This window comes from Rufibacter sp. XAAS-G3-1 (assembly GCF_013623775.1).
Taxonomy (GTDB): domain Bacteria; phylum Bacteroidota; class Bacteroidia; order Cytophagales; family Hymenobacteraceae; genus Nibribacter.
This window is the reverse complement of record NZ_JABFAM010000010.1, coordinates 62,559-81,769: the sequence shown is the minus strand read 5'-3', so window position 1 is coordinate 81,769 and position 19,211 is coordinate 62,559. Positions and strand designations below refer to the sequence as shown.

The 19,211-nt window shown below is 51.6% G+C and carries 19 protein-coding genes; 9 read left to right on the top strand and 10 right to left on the bottom strand.

Features of this window, described 5'->3' with window-relative positions; translation table 11 throughout:
* The first annotated feature begins 8 nt into the window (after window positions 1-8).
* A complete protein-coding gene (locus HHO50_RS13100) occupies window positions 9-422 on the top strand; it encodes a septal ring lytic transglycosylase RlpA family protein (RefSeq protein ID WP_181306512.1) in 414 nt (137 codons plus the stop codon).
* Window positions 403-1,320: a DUF58 domain-containing protein gene (locus tag HHO50_RS13095; protein ID WP_181306511.1), complete on the top strand. Its 918-nt coding sequence runs from the start codon at window positions 403-405 to the stop codon at window positions 1,318-1,320. The genes HHO50_RS13100 and HHO50_RS13095 overlap by 20 nt, the downstream gene beginning before the upstream one ends.
* Window positions 1,321-1,385: 65 nt before the next feature.
* Here HHO50_RS13095 and HHO50_RS13090 read toward each other — a convergent pair whose 3' ends face one another.
* The gene (locus HHO50_RS13090; protein WP_181306510.1) at window positions 1,386-2,003 is read right to left on the bottom strand and encodes a DNA-3-methyladenine glycosylase; all 618 of its coding nucleotides are present in this window, start codon (window positions 2,001-2,003) and stop codon (window positions 1,386-1,388) included.
* A 156-nt stretch (window positions 2,004-2,159) separates the two neighbouring features.
* Between HHO50_RS13090 and HHO50_RS13085 the strand changes: the two genes are divergently transcribed.
* Window positions 2,160-3,032 carry a hydroxymethylglutaryl-CoA lyase gene (locus tag HHO50_RS13085; protein ID WP_181306509.1) on the top strand — a complete coding sequence of 291 codons (873 nt, stop codon included), beginning with the start codon at window positions 2,160-2,162 and terminating at the stop codon, window positions 3,030-3,032.
* A complete protein-coding gene (locus HHO50_RS13080; RefSeq protein WP_181306508.1) occupies window positions 3,017-3,754 on the top strand; it encodes a (Fe-S)-binding protein in 738 nt (245 codons plus the stop codon). The genes HHO50_RS13085 and HHO50_RS13080 overlap by 16 nt, the downstream gene beginning before the upstream one ends.
* A gap of 357 nt (window positions 3,755-4,111) precedes the next feature.
* Here the strand turns inward: HHO50_RS13080 and HHO50_RS13075 are convergent, their stop codons facing one another.
* The 4 genes from HHO50_RS13075 to HHO50_RS13060 form a co-directional block, all read right to left on the bottom strand.
* Window positions 4,112-5,071 carry an alpha/beta hydrolase gene (locus HHO50_RS13075; protein ID WP_181306507.1) on the bottom strand — a complete coding sequence of 320 codons (960 nt, stop codon included), beginning with the start codon at window positions 5,069-5,071 and terminating at the stop codon, window positions 4,112-4,114.
* 31 nt (window positions 5,072-5,102) lie between these two features.
* Window positions 5,103-5,981: a 4-hydroxy-tetrahydrodipicolinate synthase gene (dapA, locus tag HHO50_RS13070; protein ID WP_181306506.1), complete on the bottom strand. Its 879-nt coding sequence runs from the start codon at window positions 5,979-5,981 to the stop codon at window positions 5,103-5,105.
* Window positions 5,982-6,226: 245 nt separating this feature from the next.
* Window positions 6,227-6,955: a LytTR family DNA-binding domain-containing protein gene (locus HHO50_RS13065; protein ID WP_181306505.1), complete on the bottom strand. Its 729-nt coding sequence runs from the start codon at window positions 6,953-6,955 to the stop codon at window positions 6,227-6,229.
* Window positions 6,956-6,972: 17 nt separating this feature from the next.
* The gene (locus HHO50_RS13060) at window positions 6,973-8,022 is read right to left on the bottom strand and encodes a sensor histidine kinase (RefSeq protein ID WP_181306504.1); all 1,050 of its coding nucleotides are present in this window, start codon (window positions 8,020-8,022) and stop codon (window positions 6,973-6,975) included.
* A 207-nt stretch (window positions 8,023-8,229) separates the two neighbouring features.
* Between HHO50_RS13060 and HHO50_RS13055 the strand changes: the two genes are divergently transcribed.
* From HHO50_RS13055 to HHO50_RS13045, 3 genes are read left to right on the top strand one after another with little or no spacing between them, the layout of a single operon-like run.
* Window positions 8,230-9,189 carry an ABC transporter ATP-binding protein gene (locus tag HHO50_RS13055; RefSeq protein WP_181306503.1) on the top strand — a complete coding sequence of 320 codons (960 nt, stop codon included), beginning with the start codon at window positions 8,230-8,232 and terminating at the stop codon, window positions 9,187-9,189.
* 4 nt (window positions 9,190-9,193) lie between these two features.
* A complete protein-coding gene (locus HHO50_RS13050; RefSeq protein ID WP_181306502.1) occupies window positions 9,194-9,967 on the top strand; it encodes an ABC transporter permease in 774 nt (257 codons plus the stop codon).
* A 43-nt stretch (window positions 9,968-10,010) separates the two neighbouring features.
* Entirely contained in the window at window positions 10,011-10,196 is a 186-nt protein-coding gene (locus HHO50_RS13045; RefSeq protein WP_181306501.1) for a hypothetical protein, read from the top strand.
* 16 nt (window positions 10,197-10,212) lie between these two features.
* On the opposite strand, the gene HHO50_RS13040 is transcribed toward HHO50_RS13045, so the two are convergent.
* The 3 genes from HHO50_RS13040 to HHO50_RS13030 all read right to left on the bottom strand — a co-directional run bounded on the left by HHO50_RS13040 (window position 10,213) and on the right by HHO50_RS13030 (window position 12,262).
* The gene (locus tag HHO50_RS13040) at window positions 10,213-10,836 is read right to left on the bottom strand and encodes a helix-turn-helix domain-containing protein (RefSeq protein ID WP_181306500.1); all 624 of its coding nucleotides are present in this window, start codon (window positions 10,834-10,836) and stop codon (window positions 10,213-10,215) included.
* A 39-nt stretch (window positions 10,837-10,875) separates the two neighbouring features.
* Window positions 10,876-11,724, bottom strand: a complete 849-nt coding sequence (locus HHO50_RS13035; protein ID WP_181306499.1) for an SDR family oxidoreductase — start codon at window positions 11,722-11,724, stop codon at window positions 10,876-10,878.
* A 148-nt stretch (window positions 11,725-11,872) separates the two neighbouring features.
* Entirely contained in the window at window positions 11,873-12,262 is a 390-nt protein-coding gene (locus tag HHO50_RS13030) for a DUF3127 domain-containing protein (protein WP_181306498.1), read from the bottom strand.
* 186 nt (window positions 12,263-12,448) lie between these two features.
* Here HHO50_RS13030 and HHO50_RS13025 point away from each other — a divergent pair, with 186 nt between their 5' ends.
* Window positions 12,449-13,393 carry an isoaspartyl peptidase/L-asparaginase family protein gene (locus HHO50_RS13025; protein WP_181306497.1) on the top strand — a complete coding sequence of 315 codons (945 nt, stop codon included), beginning with the start codon at window positions 12,449-12,451 and terminating at the stop codon, window positions 13,391-13,393.
* Window positions 13,394-14,151: 758 nt separating this feature from the next.
* Here HHO50_RS13025 and HHO50_RS13020 read toward each other — a convergent pair.
* Window positions 14,152-15,033 carry a cyanophycinase gene (locus HHO50_RS13020; protein ID WP_181306496.1) on the bottom strand — a complete coding sequence of 294 codons (882 nt, stop codon included), beginning with the start codon at window positions 15,031-15,033 and terminating at the stop codon, window positions 14,152-14,154.
* 340 nt (window positions 15,034-15,373) lie between these two features.
* A complete protein-coding gene (locus HHO50_RS13015; RefSeq protein WP_181306495.1) occupies window positions 15,374-17,173 on the bottom strand; it encodes a M1 family metallopeptidase in 1,800 nt (599 codons plus the stop codon).
* A 281-nt stretch (window positions 17,174-17,454) separates the two neighbouring features.
* Between HHO50_RS13015 and HHO50_RS13010 the strand changes: the two genes are divergently transcribed.
* On the top strand, window positions 17,455-19,128 hold the full coding sequence (locus HHO50_RS13010) for a murein L,D-transpeptidase (RefSeq protein WP_181306494.1): 1,674 nt from the start codon (window positions 17,455-17,457) through the stop codon (window positions 19,126-19,128).
* Window positions 19,129-19,211: the final 83 nt, after the last annotated feature.

Sequence of the window (19,211 nt, the reverse complement as noted above, 5' to 3'; positions counted from 1 at the left end):
AAAACTACATGAGAATAAAACTATTCTGCCTTTTTCTCTGCCTTTTGCCCTGGGTTAGTTTTGCCCAAACCACGCCCCAAAAGGGAAACGCCACGTATTACGCCAAGTCCCACGTAGGCCATAAAACCACCAGCGGCGAACGCTATAACCCCAATGAAATGACCGCCGCCCATGCCACCTTGCCCATGCATTCTTATGTGCAGGTGCATAACCTGGGGAACGGGCGCAGCGTGGTGGTAAGGATAAATGACCGCATGAGCCGCAAATCACGTTATGTGATTGACGTTTCCAAGAAAGCCGCCCGGGAACTGGGCATAGTAGGGGCTGGCTCTGGGAAAGTAACCCTCACCAAAGTAGACAAAGAAACCGCCCTCGCGTTTTACAGGAAGGCAAGCAAAGCCCATGAGCAGGATAACCGTTGATTTAGACAGTGTCCGGAACATCCAGAACCTGGAGTTTCTGGCCAAGCGAATGGTAGAGGGGTTTATCACGGGCTTGCATAAGTCGCCGTACCATGGTTTCTCGGTGGAGTTTTCGGAGCATCGGCTTTATAATTCCGGTGAGAGCACCCGCCACATGGACTGGAAAGTCTTCGCCCGTACCGAGAAATTGTTTGTGAAGCGGTATGAAGAGGAAACTAACTTAAGGTGCCAATTGATTCTGGACGTGTCCGGTTCCATGTATTATCCCACGCACAACTACGGGAAACTTGCTTATGCCGTCTTAAGCGCCGCCGCTCTGGCCACGCTTTTGCAAAAACAGCGCGATGCGGTGGGTCTGACCACCTTCTCAGACCAGATTGAACTACAGACGCCCATCAAGTCTACCGGTGCCCATTTGCATACGCTGCTGCTGGCGTTGCAACAGCAACTACAGAACCCGGCCCCGCCGCAGAAAGAAACCCGGGTGGCTTCCATGCTGCACCACATCGCGCAGCAGTTGCCCAAACGTTCATTGGTGATTCTCTTCAGCGATTTACTAAGCCAGTACGAACAGCTGGATGAGATCTTCCTGGCCTTGCAGCACTTGCGGCACCAACAGCACGAAATCCTGTTATTCCATCTTACCCACGCCGAGACCGAAGAGGAATTCCGTTTCCCCGACAAGCCTTTCATGTTCCACAGCCTGGAGAACGGCGAAAAGATAAAAGTGCAGCCCGCCGAAATAAGGGAAGAGTACGTGAAGGCCATGCAGCAGTTCAAAAACGAGTTAAAGCTGCGCTGCGGCCAATACCGCATAGACCTGGTCTCAGTAGATCTGCGCGAGCCCATTGACAAAGTACTGCAAGCCTACCTTGTAAAACGCCAGAAAGTGCGCTAGGCGTTTTAGGTGTATTTTTCAGAAAGTAGCCCTAAAACTCAAGACTCAGAACCCATGACTCAGGACTAATTCGCCACCGGGGAATTGTCCAATGATTGCCACAGATAGCGGCAGGCGAGCGTGCGGTGCGGGCGCCAGGCTTCAGAGAAAGAAAGCATCTTCGGTTTGGCGGCCTTGTGCGTTTCCTCAAATTGGTACAGGCGTTTCATGGCATTGTAAATACCCAGATCATCCAGCGGCATGACATCTGGCCGGTGCAGGGCAAACATCAGAATCATCTCAGCTGTCCAGCGGCCGATGCCTTTTATCTGCACCAGTTGCGCTATCAACTCTTCGTCTGGTAAATGGGCCAGTTGCGCGTCTTCCAATTTTCCGGCGGCTTTGTGTTCGGCAATGTTCTGGAGGTAGCTTATCTTCTGGCGAGACAAACCCACCGCGCGCATTTCCTCAGGAGCCATCAAAAGCACTATCTTTGGTTCGGGGTAATTTTCGGGAAACAAGGCCAAAAACCGCCCCTTGATGGTAGCCGCCGCCTTCACAGATAACTGCTGCGAGATGACCGAACTGACCAGGGCCTCGTAAATGGGTCTGGTCACGGCAGTTTCCTTTAGCTCAGGCGCATGAAGCACCAATTGGGAAAGAACCGGGTCTGGCAAAAAGAGTGCAGCATGTGAGGTAGCCATAACGTAGGAATGATAAGGTAGATGAATGGCGTTTCTGCTTTGTTTTTCTCCGGCCACGCCAAAACGGGAATGGCAAAAGTTAGTACTTTACGACCACAACTACATGCATACGGAATAGAGTTATGATCATTGACAAATTGAATCAAAACGAACTACATGAAAATAATTGAGTGTCCGCGCGATGCCATGCAAGGGTTAGCGGAGTTTGTGCCTACGGAGCAAAAGGTGAAATATCTACAGACCCTGCTGGAAGTGGGTTTTGATTCCCTTGATTTCGGCTCGTTCGTGTCTCCTAAAGCCATTCCGCAGATGCGCGATACCGCCCAGGTGTTGGCCCAACTGGATACCACCGTCTCAGCTACCAAGTTACTGGCGATTGTGGCGAATGTACGGGGGGCGCAGCAAGCCGCGGAGCAGGCATTAATCCGGTACATCGGCTTTCCCCTGTCTTTGTCTGAGGAGTTCCAGAAGCGGAACACGAATAAAAGCATCGCTGAAGCCCTCACCGAAGTGGCGCAGATGCAGGAACTGTGCGGGCAACACAACAAAGAGCTGGTGCTGTACCTTTCCATGGGATTCGGGAATCCGTACGGAGAGCCCTGGGAACCCGCGCTGGCCGGGGAGATGACCCGGCAACTGGACGCGCTGGGCATCAGAGTCATCTCCCTGTCAGACACCATCGGGGTTTCTAATCCCGCCACCATCCAAGACTTATTCTCTACCCTGATAACAGCGTTCCCGCACATAGAATTTGGGGCGCATCTGCACACCAGCCCTTCCACCTGGCGCGAGAAAGTAGCCGCGGCCTATGAAAGTGGTTGCCGCCGTATGGACGGCGCTTTGCTGGGGTACGGCGGTTGCCCCATGGCCAAAGACGAGCTGGTAGGCAACATGCCCACCGAGAAAATGCTCTCTTATTTACAGGAGAAAGGCGTACCTTTGGGCTTGAACCAAGAGGCGCTTTCCCGCTCATTACAACAGGCCTCTCACGTATTCCATTCCCTTTTAAACAGATGCCACAGCCGGTAGTTGATATATTTATTCCCTGTTTCATAGACCAACTGTTTCCGCAGACGGCCTGGAACATGGTAAAACTGTTAGAGTCTCTGGGGTGCAAGGTGCGCTACAACACAGGCCAGACTTGCTGCGGACAGCCTGCCTACAACGCCGGGTTCCAGCAGGAATGCCGCCAGGTCGCCGATAAATTCCTGGAAGATTTCTCCTCTGAAGACAGCGACTACATTGTGGCCCCCTCGGCCTCCTGCGTGGGCATGATCCGGAACGCCTATTCCACTATCTTTGTGACGTCCTCCAACTTTGTGCGCTACCGGGCCATGGAACGCAAAATGCTGGAATTGACAGAATTCCTGACCGATGTGCTCCAGGTAAAACAGATTCCCGGTGCCCGCCTCAACGCCAAGGTGACGTATCATGATTCTTGCAGTGCCCTGCGGGAATGCGGCATCAAAGAAGGCCCGCGCAAATTGCTGGAAATGGTAGAGGGCCTGCAACTGGTGGAGATGCGGGATACTGAAACCTGCTGCGGATTTGGGGGTACGTTTGCCGCCAAGTTTGAATCCATTTCCGTAGCCATGGCCGAGCAGAAAGTTGAAAACGCCCTAAGCACCGGCGCGGAATACATTGTCTCCACCGATACCAGCTGCCTCATGCACCTGGACGCCTATAGCAAGAAACAGAACAAACCCATTAAAGTGCTGCACATTGCTGATGTGTTGGCGAGTGGATGGTAAGTTAAGGGGATTCGTTTATCTGTTGCTTTGATGATAGGTGCATGCCGTTTGCTGTTCCCTTGGTTTGCCCGCTTTTTGCGTGGGCGCAGGTGCTGTATTGTTTCATAGCTTCCGGTAAGCGCTCACGGCCGCGGGGCCCAGTCTTCCCCTCTCGCACTGCCCTTTCGGCCTGACCCGTTTGCTCCTCTTAGTGGGCGTCTATCTAAGGCCAAAAGCGAGGCGCGCTCGGGGAAGACTGGAACTGGGGAAAGTAATGGCAGCGGTGATGATAGAACCTGTAGAGACCAGGCACTGCCTTGTCTCTGCCACGCATTCCCTTCTGCTTCAAAGGTGTACGAATTTGCTTGTAGGTAAGACCTATTTGACAGACTTTACGAACGTCACCACCGCGGGCATCAATGGGCTTGCCAACGGGAGCGTGGGATTGGAGTACGTGCTGAAGTTGGCGTTCCGGTCAGAAGAAGTTTCCTTGAGTATATGGTTCATATTTTCAACCTCCACCAGTTTGCTTTTAGGCGCTGCGGCTGCCAGTAACTGGGCTTCCTGCATGCTCACCTGCAAATCCTGATTTCCCTGTACAAGCAATACCGGAATGGTCAGTTTCCGGATCTCTGCCTGCGGATCATACTTAAACCAGGAAATGAGGTACGGTTGCACACTCGGCCGAAACAGAGAAGCTAACATGGGGTTTACCTCCGCTACCGCTTTCCCTTGTACTAATTGATCCAGAATAGGGAAAGCGGCATCGGTCACTACCTTCGGCTGCATCTGGAGTTGCTGCCGGATGATTTTATCAGCGGACTGTCCGGCCCCGGCTACGGAGATAAACGCGTCTGCCTGCGCCTGCCGCGCCGCGATCATGCCAATCAAAGAACCTTCGCTGTGGCCTAGCACCACCACTTTACTGAATTTTGGGTCTTTCTTCAATTTCTGAACCCAGGCGGCGGCATCCTGTACGTAATGGTCAAACCGAAGATCAAACTCTGACATGGCCGCGCCTTGGCTTTCGGCAATGCCGCGTTTGTCAAACCGCACAGAGGCAATTCCCTGCGCGTGCAGTTCCTCGGCCACCATTCTGAGGCTGTTGTTCTTCATCATGGGGTTGTTCCCGTCCCGGTCAGTGGGGCCTGAGCCCGAGAGGAGGAGTACCACTGGCACTTTCCCCGCTGAGGTTGGCAGAAGCAGGGTGCCCTTGATCGTCCCTTTCTGGGTAGCCAGATCTATGGGGGCGCCGGCGGACGGGTTGGTCGTTTGGGCCAGCGTAGTAAGCCTCGCCGCAAGGCAGACAAGGAGCAGGAAGAGAATTCTGTTTTTCATCTGTTTTTATAAAGGGAGGCCTAAAACGAATCTACGCCAACAGCGGAGCCGCGGCTTCTTTTACCCGTTGCACCAGACTGGCCGAAGCGGGGGCCAGCGGCAACCGCACGTACGGTTCACAGATACCCGCTTGTTGCAGGGCTAGTTTTACACCCACCGGATTCGCCTCCTCGTACATCAACGGGTTGATCTTCCCGAAGGAGCGTTGCAGGGCACCCGCCTCTGTAAAGTTTCCTTCCAGCGCCAAGCGCGTCATGCGGCTGAACCGCGCCGGAAACGCATTGGCTAACACCGAAATGATCCCGTCACCCCCTACGGAGGCCAGAGGAACCGTGTGCATGTCATCGCCGCTGATCACCAGGAACCCTTTAGGTCTTTCCTCCAAAATGCTCATGTACTGCTCCATGTTAGCGCAGGCATCTTTCGTGCCGATGATGTTGGGGTGTTGGGCCAGCCGCAAAGTAGTAGCCGCCGTCATGTTAATACCGGTTCTGCCCGGCACGTTGTACAGAATCACCGGCACCGGCGAGGCATCGGCGATAGCCGTGTAGTGCAGAAAAACACCTTCCTGCGAAGGCTTGTTATAGTAAGGGCAAACCGAAAGAATGGCGTTAATCCCGGTAAAGTCCAGCTTTTTGATTTGTTCCAGCACATAGTTGGTGTCATTGCTACCCAAGCCGTACACAATAGGTTTTCGGCCTGCCACCCGCTCTTTCGCGAAGGCTAATAATAGAGTTCTTTCTTCAGGGGAAGTAGTCACCGACTCGCCGGTGGTGCCGTTTACCACCAGGTAATCAACGCCATTATCCAGGTTGAAATCAAGTAAGCGGCCAAAAGCTTCCAGGTCAACGGAAAGGTCGGCTTTGAAAGGAGTTACCAAGGCCACACCTGTTCCTCTTAATGCTTGCATGTCTGTTCTTTTGATGAATTTTTATCTTCCAAAGATACGGATTTGCCCTATTAGTTGGTGAGCATGACAAACGTTTGTTATGGAGGTTCTTGAAACTAAATTTTCCCTCGGTTATGAGGTGGATGATCCAAAGAACTTATTGAAAAGACTTGAAAGTTTTGCTTTGGGGCTGATTTTGGAAAAAGAGACGTGAAACGGGATGGTACAAATCTCTTGACCCAAGACTCAGAACTTAGTCCTCAGGGCTAAATATTTTTGCTTTCCACCCAGCGCATAAAAGACTCTTTGTAACTGTCGCCAATGGGGACTTCCTGCTCCTTTATTCTGATGCGGCCTTTCTCAATACTGTCTATGTGGGCCAGCGACACAATGTAAGAGCGATGCACCCGCGCGAACTCCTGCTCCGGTAGTTTCTCAATGATTTTGTTCATTGATAACAGCGTGATAATCTTTCTAGTAGTGGTATGGATAATCACGTAGTCCTTTAAGCCTTCAATGAAGAGAATATCCTTCAGGTTTACCCGCAAAGTTTTGTAATCGGCCTTCACAAAAATGAAATCCTCGCTGTCAGCCGGAGGTTGGGCGGGCTGCGAAACCGGCATAGGATTAGGTTGGAGTTGCGCCCGTTCGTAGACTTTGTTCACAGCCTTGAAAAAGCGGTCGAAGGGAATGGGCTTGAGCAGGTAATCTACGGCATCCAAGGTAAAACCGTCCAGCGCGTACTGCGGATAGGCGGTGGTGAAGATGATGGCGGGCCGATGGGAGAGCGACTGCACAAACTGAACCCCGGTAATCTCAGGCATCTCAATGTCCAGAAACAAAAGGTCTACTGGCTGCCGCTGCAAAATGGTCATGGCCTCCAAGGCGCTGGAGCAGGTCTGGATGAGTTGCAGGAACGGAATCTTGCTGATGTAAGCGCGCATGATGTCTAACGCGAGCGGTTCATCATCAATGGCGAGGCAGGTCAGTTGCATCTGGTGAAGGTAAGCGTTTAGGAACGTCTGGTCAAGGTGAGCGTCGCGATAAAATCCTGTTCCTGGTGCCGGGTAGAAAACGTATAGCCGCTAGGGTAAAGAAGTTCCAGCCGTCTTTTCAGGTTCTGTAACCCAATGCCGCCGTAGGAATCTTTACTGCCACTTCCGGGTTTCAGGCGGTTTTGGGTGGTGAAGGTGAGTGCGCCATCTAAAGTGGAGACGTGCACGTGCATGGGAGCCGAAGTAAGGCCGTGCTTGAACATATTCTCTACCAGCGGCATCAGCAGCATGGGGGGAATGGAAAGGCCGCTGATGTTACCGTCTACCTGAGACGTAAGCAAAGACGGGTCTGTCAGGCGAAGGCGGTGCAAGTCCAGTAAGTGCTCCAAGTGTTCCACCTCGCGCTCCAGCGGCACCACGTTGGTGTTGGTTTCATACAATTGGTAACGCAGCAGGAGAGAGAGTTTTAAGATAGCATCTGCGGTAGTTGGTGCGTTTTGATAAGCTAGTGAATATATGTTGTTTAACGTGTTAAATAGGAAGTGTGGGTTTACCTGAGCCTTCAGCAATTCCAGTTCAGTGGTGGTGTGCTGTAGTTCCAGTTCTTTGCGCCTGCGTTCATTGCGGAGGTAATCGCCGGTGACTTTCAAGGAAGAGCTCAGGAAGATGTTCATTATTCCCATTATCACCAGCGGGATCATGACATTTTTCAATTCCAGGCTATTGGGGTGTTTGGCGATCTGTTCTGCCATTTGGGGGATAGCACTTGCTTGTTGTTTGGTTTGGAAAATCTCAATAGGGCTGCGCACCGCCGCGAAAACCGCTAAGGTAGCCACCACGGCCAGCGCGTACCCCAGCACATTTCCTCTGGCCAGCAGGCGGGGCAGCAGCACAAACCAGTTAAAGTAAAATAAGGCCAGGTGGAACGCGAAGGTCTGCGCCACGTCCAGGGCTACCCACGTCAAGGGTAATTTCGTGCGTTCTACGCTAAAATGAACCCAGAGCGAGAACGCCAGCAAGGCAAGCCACAGCAGAATGTGCAATAATAGCGGGACGTGTTTTTTCATCGTTTTCCAGAAATGAAGCCAAAACTAAGCATTAAGGGCAGGTTCCGGCGCAGAAACCGCAGGAAATAGACCAAGCCGCAAATTGTATCGACGAACGGGTTAATGGGGGCGGAAACGGGTTTTGTCTGGAAGAAGCGAGGGTTGGTCTAGTTTAGTTGCGGCACGGGGATGGAAGCTGTTCTTTTGATTCATCCAACCCCAAACGCCATGAAAGCACCTCTTATCTCCACCCATCAGCTTACTTACCGCTACGGCTCCCAGGAAATTCTAAAAAGCCTGAACCTGGAAATTCCCCAAGGCAGCATCTATGGGTTTCTGGGGCCAAACGGGGCCGGAAAGACTACCACCATCCGGTTGCTATTAGGTTTACTGAAACCCTCCAACGGAAACATCCGGCTCTTCGGGCAAGAATTGCAGGCGCAACGGGTGCCTATTCTGCAACGGGTGGGGGCCTTGATTGAAACGCCCAGCCTGTACCGGCACCTGTCTGGGAAAGACAACCTGGAGGTGCTGGGCCGGATGCTGGGCGTAGAGAAAGAACGGGTAGGCGAGGTGCTGGAGATTGTGCAACTGCAGCGTGACGCGCACCGGCCGGTGAAACAGTATTCCCTGGGCATGTGCCAGCGGCTGGGCATTGCGCTGGCATTGCTTTCTGACCCAGAATTGCTCATGCTGGACGAGCCCACCAATGGCTTAGACCCCAGCGGCATTAGGGAGATGCGGGAGTTACTCAAAGAGTTGAACCAGGTACAAGGCAAAACCATCTTCCTCTCCAGTCACCTTTTAAGCGAAATTGAGAAAATGGTGACGCACGTGGGCATCATCCATCAGGGGCAACTGTCTTTTCAGGGCAAGGTGCAGGAATTGCAGGAGGTCACCATGCAGGCAAAAACTATTGAAGTGGAAGTAGATAACGTGCTGCTGGCAAAAGAGATATTGCTTTCCAACGGGCACGCGGTAGAGCGGGTGAGCCGTTGTTGTTTGCGGGTGGCAGTGCAGGAAAAAGAAGAAGCAGCCCTTCTTAACCAAAGCCTGGTGCTGGGCGGAGTATTGGTGTTTGGCTTGTCTTATGCGAGCCAAAGCCTGGAGGAGGTTTTCCTGTCTTTAACGCAAAACACTTTACCTGCTTTGACTGAAACTATTCCTCACCTGTCATTAAACGCCTAAAAAGATGAACGCAGCTATAACGTACTTGGGCCGGGGAGTTTCGGCGGAAGCCTTGAAAATCAAAAACACCTGGGCTTTGTGGCTGTCTGTGCTGGCGCCGCTTTCTAGTATTGGAATGACGTTTCTGGTTTTCTTTTTCAAAGGGCACCTGATGCTGAAGCCGGGTACCGACCCGTGGATGATGTGGGCGGGGAATAACTTTGCGGCCACGGCTCAGTTGTTGGTGCCGCTGTATCTGGCCTTAATCACCGCCCTGGTGAACGGCACCGAGCATCAAAGCGGCGGGTGGAAGCAGTTGTATGCGTTGCCGGTGCCCAGGTGGTGGGTGTTTCTGAACAAGTTCCTTTTGCAGTTCGGGCTGATGCTGCTGGCCTATGTGGTTTTCTGGCTGGGAGTGTTGGCCGGTGGTTACCTGTTAGGGCTGGTGCGCCCGGGTTTGGGGTTTCAGCACTTCCACCATGTGCAGAGCATCAGCCTGAACGCCTTCCGCATCTTGGTGGGTTCGCTCTTCATCTTCACGCTGCAGTTCTGCATCAGCTTCCGGTTCAAGAGCATTGCCCTGAGTATTGGCCTGGGAATTCTGTTCACCCTAGCCTTCCTCATTGGGTCTCGCTGGGAGCACATTGGCTACTACCCGTACAGTTGGCCTTACTTTTCATCCGCCTATAACCTGAAAGAAGCCCAAGTTTTTGTGCCGCAGATGGGATACAGCCTTGCCGGGAGCCTGGTGCTTTTCCTGCTAGGACTGTGGGATTCCTGCCGAAAACAGATACAGTAGTTTTAGAGGTGGTTTAGCAAAAATAGCTTATAAACAGTATTTTATGAAGATTATATTCACTATTGCTTTAGGATCCGTTTTGGGCTGGGCTACTGCGGTTTGGGACGCAGAAGGACAGTTGGCGTTGGAGCAACACCAACTGAAAGTGAATGAAGTGATGTACCAGGCAGCCACCCAAAACGTGGAAGAGGAAAAGGCACTTTCAAAAATTCTGTACCTGTGGCCGTAAGCTAGTGCTAAGATTTTTAGCTTAACGTGTAGTACGGTTCTTTCTCTTTGTCATGCATTCTAATCTGGCCTTGCAGTACCATGTACACCAACAAGCGTTTGGTTCTCTGTTTGGAGAGATTGGCTAGGTGCATGAAATCTTTGATGGTCAATTTGCGGTACTTCCGCAGCAGTTCCAGTATGCGTTCCTGCTGGTGGTCTACTTTCTCTTCCAGGGTCTCGGCGGCGGGTTCCAGCGTGAGCGACTTCTCTACCAGTTTGCTTGTCTGCACGCTCTCGTCTTTCACCCTGATGTAGCTGCGCCAATCGTCTTCTTTCACTTTTGCCAAATGGGGCTTGGTACCGCTTTCGGGAATAATCACTTTCAGGATGGTGCCTTCGTCCATCTCCACTTCTTGGTAAATGACCCGCACGGGCGGTTCGCAGAAAGTAGAGATGGCAATGTCAAGGGAGTATTTCTCTTCCTCGGGGTCTGCGCCGCAGATGGTGCCGTCGTCCTGCACGCCCACCAGTATCTGTCCGCCGCGGGTGTTGGCGAAGGAGACCAAGGTGCGGGCAATGCGGGCCGGATGGGTGATGGTCTTCTTGAATTCCAGCGTTTCGCTTTCGCCCTGTAAAATCAACAGATACATTTCTTGCATGCTGGAGTCTGGTTTTGGCGGTGTTTTCTGAAAAAGAGGCTAGAAACCGGTTTGCTCGGCACTTATGTCCCACAGGCGGCGGGCCACGTGCGCGTTGTTGGAGTCTGCGGCGGAGTTCGCTTGCTTGGCGTTCTTGAAGTATTTGCCACTTATGAACTTCAAATGAGGAGAAGTAGCCAGATACACTGGCGTCTCTGCGCCTTTCTCGGGTGTTTTCATGAAAAAGCGGGCTAACCGGAAAAATTCTCTAATGAAAAAATTGCTGTTGCTCCCGAAGCTACTACCCACTACGCCCGGATGAAGGCAGTTCACCGTCAGATTGGTAAATTCCGTACGGCGGGCCAGTTCATACGTGAAGTGAATGTTGGCCAGTTTGGAATCGGCGTAAGCCGTGATGGCACTGTATTTCTGCGGCTTACCGGCATGCTCAAAATCTATTTGCCCTAATCTATGCGCCTCTGAGGTGACATTGATGACCCGCCCCTGTTCTGAGGCCAGCAATGGCTCCATGAGTAAGTTGGTGAGCAGGAAAGGGGCGAGGTGATTGGTGGCCCAGGCCAGTTCCCAGCCGTCTGCCGTGGTTTGCATGACACCCGGAATAAGGCCGGCGTTGTTGATGAGCACATCAATGACCGGGTAGTTTTCCTTCAGCTCGGCGGCTACCTTTCTTACTTCCTGGAGGGAAGATAAATCTGCTAAGTGGAGCTTGAGGGTGGCTTCCGGTACTTTCTGCTTTATTTCTTTTATGGCCTCTAATCCTTTCCGCTCGTTTCGGCACACCATCACTACCTGTGCTCCCCCGTTGGCCAAGGCCTGCGCGGTGGCTTTGCCTATGCCCGAGCTTGCGCCCGTGACCACCATTATCTTTCCTGCTTTGTCTGTTTTCATGTACTGTGCTGCTCCAGTGAGTCTGGCTATTGGGCACTACGCAAATTTTGCATTTTTCGCTGTCTTGCACGTGATGCTTCCAGAAAAGGCAAAAAAAAATGCGGCCTGTTTTTGGCCGCATTTTATAAAAAAGAAGGAAAATCAGAACTTAGAAAGGCAGGTCGTTGTCCATGTCATCGCTGATGAACGAAGAGCTGGATTTCACCGGCTGCTGGGCGGCATACGGGTTGCCACCGGCTGCTTGGGGCTGAGACGCGTTACCGGCATGCTCTACTCTCCAGGCCTGCAGGTTGGTGAAGTACATGGTAGTACCGTTCTTGGTGAATGGTTTTCCGCTCAGGTTGAAGGCCACCTTCACTTCATCGCCTGTTTTGTAGTTGTCAAGAATGCCGCACTTGTCTTGGGTAAGCTGAAACTTGGCATATTGCGTATAAGAGCCGTCTGGGATTTCCAAAACGAATTCGCGTTTACGGAATTTCTCGCTCACTTGGGTTTCGTCAAAGATTTCGTGCAATCTTCCTTGTACATCAAAAGACATAGGTGCTATTTTTAAAGATTAGTAAAGTAAACTCTACAAATATACAAAGAATAGAGGGTTAAGATTCCCCCGGACAGACTTAAATTTATTTCCAACCAGCCCTTTTTCAAGATGCCCGGCTAGCGGCTCAAACGCTTTTGTTTTAAGTGGCTAAGGCCTAACCTGGTAGAAATTGTTCCTGTGAATATGAAGAATGAGCCTTGTTTTGCCCTTGCCCTGCACGGAGGGGCCGGAACCATCACCAGAGCCTCTCTCACCCCTGAAATGGACAACGCGTACCGGCAGGCGCTGCAACAGGCGCTAAGCGTTGGCTACCAGGTGTTGCAGCAAGGCGGAACGTCACTGGCCGCGGTGGAGGCCACCGTGGTTTCCTTGGAAGACTGCCCTTTGTTTAATGCGGGCCGAGGTTCGGTGTTCAACAAAAGGGGAACCCATGAGATGGATGCCGCCATCATGGACGGCAAAAACCTGGGAGCGGGGGCGGTGACCGGGGTCAGAAACGTCCGGAACCCTATTCTATTAGCCAGCCAGGTGTTGCACCATTCAGACCATGTGTTTCTTTGCCAGCAAGGCGCCGAAGAATTTGCCCGCAACCACGGCCTCTCCTTTGAACCCGATGACTATTTCTTCACCCAGCAACGCTATGACCAGTGGCAGGCCCTCCGCGATTCTGACACCTACATGCTGGATCATTCTTCGGAGGCAATGGATAAGAAGTTCGGGACGGTGGGAGCGGTAGCCCTGGACTTGCAGGGAAATCTGGCCGCCGCCACATCCACGGGCGGCATGACCAACAAGAACTACAACCGCATTGGAGACACGCCCATCATTGGCGCGGGCACCTACGCCAACAACCGCACCTGCGCCATCTCCTGCACCGGCCACGGCGAATACTTTATGCGAAACGTGGTTGCCTATGACATTTCCTGCCTCATGGAATACAAAGGCCTGTCCTTATCAGAAGCCTCAGCATTGGTGGTGCACCATAAACTGAAAGAGCAAGGGGGCGAAGGTGGCCTGGTAGCCGTAGATTTCAACGCCGAAGTAGCCATGCCTTTCAATTCTGAAGGAATGTACCGCGCCAGCTGGGTTTCAGGGCAAGAACCTGTGGTGGCGATTTATGAGGAGTAGGAAGTTGCTTTAACTTTGCGGAGCGGTGCTGCAGGGAGTTATTGAGTTCTAATTCCCAGCAGCACACCTTGTTGGAGTAGGAGAACTTTTGCTGGCTTCGCTGTTTGGTTTTTTACGCTGTTCGGGATTTTTAATCCCGAACCACTCTGCCAGGGATTTATGAATCCCCTTCGCGCAGGTTGAGTAGATGCGGGGATTAGGAAATCCCCGACAGAGTACGTTTGGATTGATAAATCCGAAAGAGCAAACAAAATAAATCAACTTCTACAATGTACAATGGCGCGGAAGTTACTTCCGTGACTTTGGGGATTCTAGGAAAGCCTCGGAAGTAACTTCCGCGCCATAGAATAAACCTTCTAATTTTCCCCTCCAAGATTCCCCTCGTCGGAGGGTAAGGGTGGGTTCTTTTCTATTGCTGTTTACCACCTGTTTTCTTGAAAATAGCCCTAAACCTCAATACAAATGAATGATTGTTAAGTAGTTTGGTTTCATTTGCAGCAAACGAAGCTGTTTAGAGTTTTACACCTGTTTTCATAAAAACAGCCTAAAAACGACAGTACAAGCAGATGCCTGCGGCAGTGTACAGACACCTCTTGTTTTTGGCCTGTTTTCATAAAAACAGCCTAAAAACGACAGTAAAAGCGGGCACTTGCCTCAGAGGAATTGCTTTAAAGCTTGTTAATGAAAAACTCTAAACAGATTCAACATATAAATTAATATGTAAATTAAGTAGGACGCAGTAACGCTTTAAATAGGAATTACTCCAATAAAGCCTGTTTGACACCCACGCAGAACTTGCGTTCTCTAATGTCATAGTAATTCCCGAAGGCCAGTACGTGCATCTTGAAGTTCTCAATGGAGAGTGGGGTGCCGGGGGCGGCGTAGGAGGTGTTGTTGTGTTTGATGTGGTGACCGTCTACCACAATCACCAGGTTAGAGCCTATGGTTTCAATGAAATTCCCCTGGGTAATCATCACGCCGGTGTCTTCCCCCAGCCCAATGCCTATTTGATAGGGGTGCGTGGCCACGGCTTCCATCAATCTTCCAAAACGGCCTCTTTTTACAAAATGGGAGTCAAAGATGACGTTCTCCTGGAAGGCCAGGCCCCGATCCAGCTTCACCGACCCTTTCAGTAACGAGTGCTGGCTGCTGCCTCCTTTGATCATGGTATCAGACATGGCCATGGCGCCCGCGCTGGTGCCGGCAATCACAAAACCTTCTTCGTGCTGGTAGCGGTCTAGCAGAATCTGGTGAAAGGCCGTGCCCGAGTAAATCCGGGACAGCCGGGATTGGTCTCCGCCGGTAAACATCACGCCGCTGGCTTGCCGTAAACGCTCCAGGTATTCTGGGCGCAGGGCATCGGCCTCTTCCCTGATGTCCACAATGCCCACCTGCTTGCACCCAAGGGCCTCAAACGCCTTCAAATACAGAGCCCCTACCTCTTCCGGAATCATGGAAGCAGTGGTGATGACTTCTACCCGCGCGTTGCTTCCGCCCATGGCGTCTATGATGCGCCTGAGAATGCCCAATTCAAAGAAACTTAAGTGGAATCGTTTTTTAGCTCTAGGGAAGGTGCCTTTGTCTTCGCTTCCGCCTACGGCGATGAGAATGCCTTTGGGGGCCAGCTCAAATTTGGTCATGTACGCTACTGCTTTTTGCCTGAAATGCTTTTTATACGGCATAAACGGCCCTTACGGATCAACCCGCGGGAGAAAGATAAATAGGAGAAATCCTGAACCAGGAGAAAATGACCGACGAAAAGCTGACCATGATTGCGGAAACCACAGTAAACAGAAAAGCCGAAAATCATTAATCCATTCCTCCTGTAAAGCAGAACAGCCCGTTAGGTAAATACTGACGGGCTGTTCTGCTTTACAGGGATTTTCTTGGTAACCCTTAAAAAGCAATGGTTTCACTCGCTCGCCTCTGGCGAGTGTTCTGTTTTAGTTTACCATTACTTTCCCAAGACGGCCAAATCCTCTAAAGAAGAAGCGCGTCCAGTGAACTGGTGGAAACGGAGTGATAATTGGGGCGGGCTTTCTTGTAAATCTCCTTTGCCAACGCAGTTCCTTCCGCTGTTTGGAGCAAGGTTTTGTATAAAGGCAGCAGAAACTTGCGTCTTCCTACCCGTACCAGAAAGGTTTCCAGTGCCGGGAACGCCTCTTTGTACTGCTGCGTAACCGCGTGTTTAAGCCATTCTGCCTGAATCTCGGCGTTTTTGGAGGAGGTAAACCCAAAGGCTTCGTCCAGTTCTTGCATCTGCGGGAGAGTTAAATTCTTGGGCAAGTTGGTTAGGAAATACAGCCATTCGTGCGTGCTCCAGTGAGTGGTGGGGAGTTCTTGAGGGGGGGTGCCCGTTACCCACTTTTCCAGTTCAGTCGCTACTTTCTCAAAGAGGGCTGTTTTTACCGGGGCAACTCCCGCAGGAATACCGGGCGCGTGAATCCAGGCTGTAGCATTTAACCTCTGCGTAAGGGCTTCGTTTTCGTTTAGGAGCTCTTTTTCCAAAAACAGCTCAAAACGGGCCGTGTCCATGGACTGAAACTGGAACGTGCTGAAGTAGCGGTGCACAAAGGCGTCAAACTTTTCCCGGCCCACCAGAGACTCCAGATGGCGCAGAAACAGATTGCCTTTCTCGTAGGCGATCTCGGTGAGGCCTTCGTCTGGGTTGCGGTTCTCCAGGTGGAGTTTGAGGCAGGTGTCCTGCGGGGTATTGCTTAGTTCGTCTAAGGTGTGCAGTAACTCCTGATACCCCAGCGTGTGGAGCATTTGGGCATAGTCACGGCCGTGGAGGGCTTCCATGATCCGGCGCTCAAAGTAAACGGTGAAGCCTTCGTTGAGCCAGAAATCATTCCAGGTCGCGTTGGTCACCAGATTGCCCGACCACGAATGCGCCAACTCATGGGCCACCAAACTGGTGAGGGAGCGGTCTCCGGCTATGATGGTGGGCGTGGCGAAGGTAAGTTTGGGGTTCTCCATGCCACCGAAGGGAAAACTGGGGGGTAATATCAGCAGGTCATACCGTCCCCACTGGTAAGGGCCGTACAACTGCTCGGCGGCGGCCAGCATCTGCTCGGTCTCCGCGAACTCATACGTAGCGGCTTCCAGGGTGGCTGGTTCTGCGTACACCCCGCACCGTTCGCCAAGGGGGGCAAAAACCAGATCTCCCACCGCCAGAGAAAGGAGGTAAGACGGAATGGGCTGCGCCATTTGGAAGAAGTAGATTCCGTCCTTGTTTCTCTCCTGGTGGTTGTGGGCGCTCATGAGGGGCAGCAAGTGAGAAGGCACCTGCACCCGGGCCGTGTAGGTGAACCGAACGCGGGGACTGTCCTGGCACGGGAGCCAGGTGCGCGCCAGAATGGCCTGCGACTGGGTAAACAGGAAGGGCTGCGTTTTACCGGCGGTTTGGGAAGGTTCCAGCCACTGCAAAGCCGCTGAGCCCGGCGTAGTCTCAAAACCAATTTGAATTTTCCTGGTTTCTGGTTTCAGCGGTATTTTCAATCCCTGGCCCAGAAACGGCTTTTCTTCTGTGAAGGTGTACTCCGTTTCCTTTTCTTCCTCCTCCAGCCAGACGTGCGTGATCTGCAGGTGATGGATGTCAAAAATGATCTGGTCGGCTTGCCGATGTTGGATGTGGTAAACGCCGGTGCCGGTAATCTTCTTCCGCCGGAAATCTACGGTCAGGTGCCAGTCTACATGCTGGAGTACAGCTTCTTCGGGCGTTGAAAAGCTGTGCGGGTCTTGGAACGGTTTGGTCTGGGGATTGTTGCTAAAATCCATTTTAATTAAATTAAGTGAGCGATCATAGAGGTAGAGCCCTACAGGAGAGAACTAAGCTGACACGGAAGCAGAGGCAAGAATAAAACTTTTGAAAAGAAAGGTTTCTGTGCTTCAGTCACATGTCTGGCATCGTTTTGGCTTAAGAGATCCTCCTCTTGCGTTTGGTTGAGTGTAGCTACAGGAATTATTATTTTAGTCCAATTATATCCTCTTGCTGTCACTTAACTTTTTTAGGTCTTTGAAGGTATAAGTACCACATCTCTATGATAGAATCAACCCTTATGAAATCAAATAGATCACTTTTTCCTCTTCTCCTGCTTTTGATGATGACCTTGGTGCTGGTGACGGCCTGCGCGAAGTCTGGCGATAAGCAACAAAAGAAAATAGCGTTGGCGGCGTCCAAAGAGTTTCCCCAGCAGACCGACAGTGTCTACGTGGTGACGTTCACCAAAAGCGATCCTGCGTTCAAGAAACACCTGGACTTGATGAAACTGTTTTACCGGGAACGGCAATACCGTTTCGCCTGGTTTAAAGACGGTGAGCTGGTGCCCCAGGCCTTCAAATTTGTGGAAGTGATCAAAAGAGCCCACGAAGAAGGGTTAGACCCCAAGGACTATGTCAGAAAGGATCTTACACAAATGTTTCAGGCGCTGGAGCAGGCCAAGGGTGATTCTGTGCGCCACAAACTGCAGGAAGAACTGGATGTGACCTTAACCGCTTCCTATTTCAATTACGCCAGTGACTTTTACCGCGGAACGGTAGATCCGCGCAGCGTAGATAATATTGATTGGGCGGTAAAGAAAAACAAAATAAAGTTGCATAAGGCCCTGCAAACCATTCTCAAGGAACGGGAAAGCCGCTACCCTTACTATGAGTTTGAGGCGTTGCACACGGGGTACATCCGTTTACGCGAAGCGTTGAAGCAGTACAGACTGGTCAAGCAACAGGGGGGCTGGCCCAAGGTTCAGCTTGAAACTAAAATGCTAAAGCCCGGCGACTCTGCCACGGCGGTTTTGACGCTTCGGCACAGAATACTTGGTAAACCGGGTGACAACTCTCCCCAGAGCAGAATCTATGACCCTGCCTTGGCTACGGCGGTGAAAAGCTTCCAGATACGCCATGGCCTGAAACCTGACGGCGTAGTGGGCGGAGAGACGTTGCGGGTGATGAATATCCCCATTGAGGAACGGATTGACCAGATCATCATCAATATGGAACGCTGGCGCTGGGTGCCCAAGCGCTTTGAAGACAAGTATGTGTTCATCAATATTCCGGAGTACATGCTGCACGTGTATGAGAAAGAGAAGGAAGTGCTGAGTATGAAAGTGGTGGTAGGAAAAGAAATGCACGCCACGCCCGTCTTCAGTGACAAACTGGAGTACATTGTTTTCTACCCTTACTGGAACGTCACTCCCCAGATTCTGGCCGAAGAAATAGCTCCAGCCCAAGCCAGAAACCCCAATTACTTAGCCAGTAATGACATGGAATTGGTGAAAGACATTGGCAATAATAAAGTAGAAGTGCTTTCCCCGTCATCGGTGGACTGGTACTCCGTAGATGAGAAGTTCAAATACAGGGTGCGGCAGCGTCCGGGCAGTAAGAACCCCTTGGGATTCGTGAAGTTTATCTTCCCCAATGAGCATAACGTGTACTTTCATGATACGCCTGCAGACCATTTGTTCAACCAAACGGAGCGTGGGTTCAGCCACGGGTGTATCAGGATTGAGAAGCCTTTTGAGATGGCCCAGTACCTGCTGAAAGACCAGAAACAGTGGACACCCTCTGCTATTCAAGCGGCCATGCACGGCGGGCAAGAGAAGTATGTGAACCTCTCGGCCAAAGTGCCGGTGTACATTGTGTATTTCACGGCATGGGTAGATGACAACGGTGCTATCCACTTCCGCGATGATATCTACAACCATGACCGTGACTTAGAGATGGCTTATTTTAGATAAGTTACTTGAAGTCAGGTACCACCAGTAGGGCCACCCACTTGCTTATAGTTTAAGCAAGTGGGTGGCCCTACCGGCTTCATGTG

Excerpts from the sequence above, each read along its gene's own strand:
- HHO50_RS13035 (WP_181306499.1), bottom strand. The coding sequence starts at position 11,724 with ATGAAAACAGACAAAGCAGGAAAGATAATGGTGGTCACGGGCGCAAGC.
- dapA (WP_181306506.1), bottom strand. The coding sequence starts at position 5,981 with ATGCAAGCATTAAGAGGAACAGGTGTGGCCTTGGTAACTCCTTTCAAA.
- HHO50_RS13015 (WP_181306495.1), bottom strand. The coding sequence starts at position 17,173 with ATGGATTTTAGCAACAATCCCCAGACCAAACCGTTCCAAGACCCGCAC.
- HHO50_RS13010 (WP_181306494.1), top strand. The coding sequence starts at position 17,455 with ATGAAATCAAATAGATCACTTTTTCCTCTTCTCCTGCTTTTGATGATG.
- HHO50_RS13045 (WP_181306501.1), top strand. The coding sequence starts at position 10,011 with ATGAAGATTATATTCACTATTGCTTTAGGATCCGTTTTGGGCTGGGCT.
- HHO50_RS13100 (WP_181306512.1), top strand. The coding sequence starts at position 9 with ATGAGAATAAAACTATTCTGCCTTTTTCTCTGCCTTTTGCCCTGGGTT.
- HHO50_RS13050 (WP_181306502.1), top strand. The coding sequence starts at position 9,194 with ATGAACGCAGCTATAACGTACTTGGGCCGGGGAGTTTCGGCGGAAGCC.
- HHO50_RS13085 (WP_181306509.1), top strand. The coding sequence starts at position 2,160 with ATGAAAATAATTGAGTGTCCGCGCGATGCCATGCAAGGGTTAGCGGAG.
- HHO50_RS13090 (WP_181306510.1), bottom strand. The coding sequence starts at position 2,003 with ATGGCTACCTCACATGCTGCACTCTTTTTGCCAGACCCGGTTCTTTCC.
- HHO50_RS13060 (WP_181306504.1), bottom strand. The coding sequence starts at position 8,022 with ATGAAAAAACACGTCCCGCTATTATTGCACATTCTGCTGTGGCTTGCC.
- HHO50_RS13030 (WP_181306498.1), bottom strand. The coding sequence starts at position 12,262 with ATGTCTTTTGATGTACAAGGAAGATTGCACGAAATCTTTGACGAAACC.
- HHO50_RS13020 (WP_181306496.1), bottom strand. The coding sequence starts at position 15,033 with ATGACCAAATTTGAGCTGGCCCCCAAAGGCATTCTCATCGCCGTAGGC.
- HHO50_RS13065 (WP_181306505.1), bottom strand. The coding sequence starts at position 6,955 with ATGCAACTGACCTGCCTCGCCATTGATGATGAACCGCTCGCGTTAGAC.
- HHO50_RS13025 (WP_181306497.1), top strand. The coding sequence starts at position 12,449 with ATGAAGAATGAGCCTTGTTTTGCCCTTGCCCTGCACGGAGGGGCCGGA.
- HHO50_RS13080 (WP_181306508.1), top strand. The coding sequence starts at position 3,017 with ATGCCACAGCCGGTAGTTGATATATTTATTCCCTGTTTCATAGACCAA.
- HHO50_RS13040 (WP_181306500.1), bottom strand. The coding sequence starts at position 10,836 with ATGCAAGAAATGTATCTGTTGATTTTACAGGGCGAAAGCGAAACGCTG.
- HHO50_RS13075 (WP_181306507.1), bottom strand. The coding sequence starts at position 5,071 with ATGAAAAACAGAATTCTCTTCCTGCTCCTTGTCTGCCTTGCGGCGAGG.
- HHO50_RS13095 (WP_181306511.1), top strand. The coding sequence starts at position 403 with ATGAGCAGGATAACCGTTGATTTAGACAGTGTCCGGAACATCCAGAAC.
- HHO50_RS13055 (WP_181306503.1), top strand. The coding sequence starts at position 8,230 with ATGAAAGCACCTCTTATCTCCACCCATCAGCTTACTTACCGCTACGGC.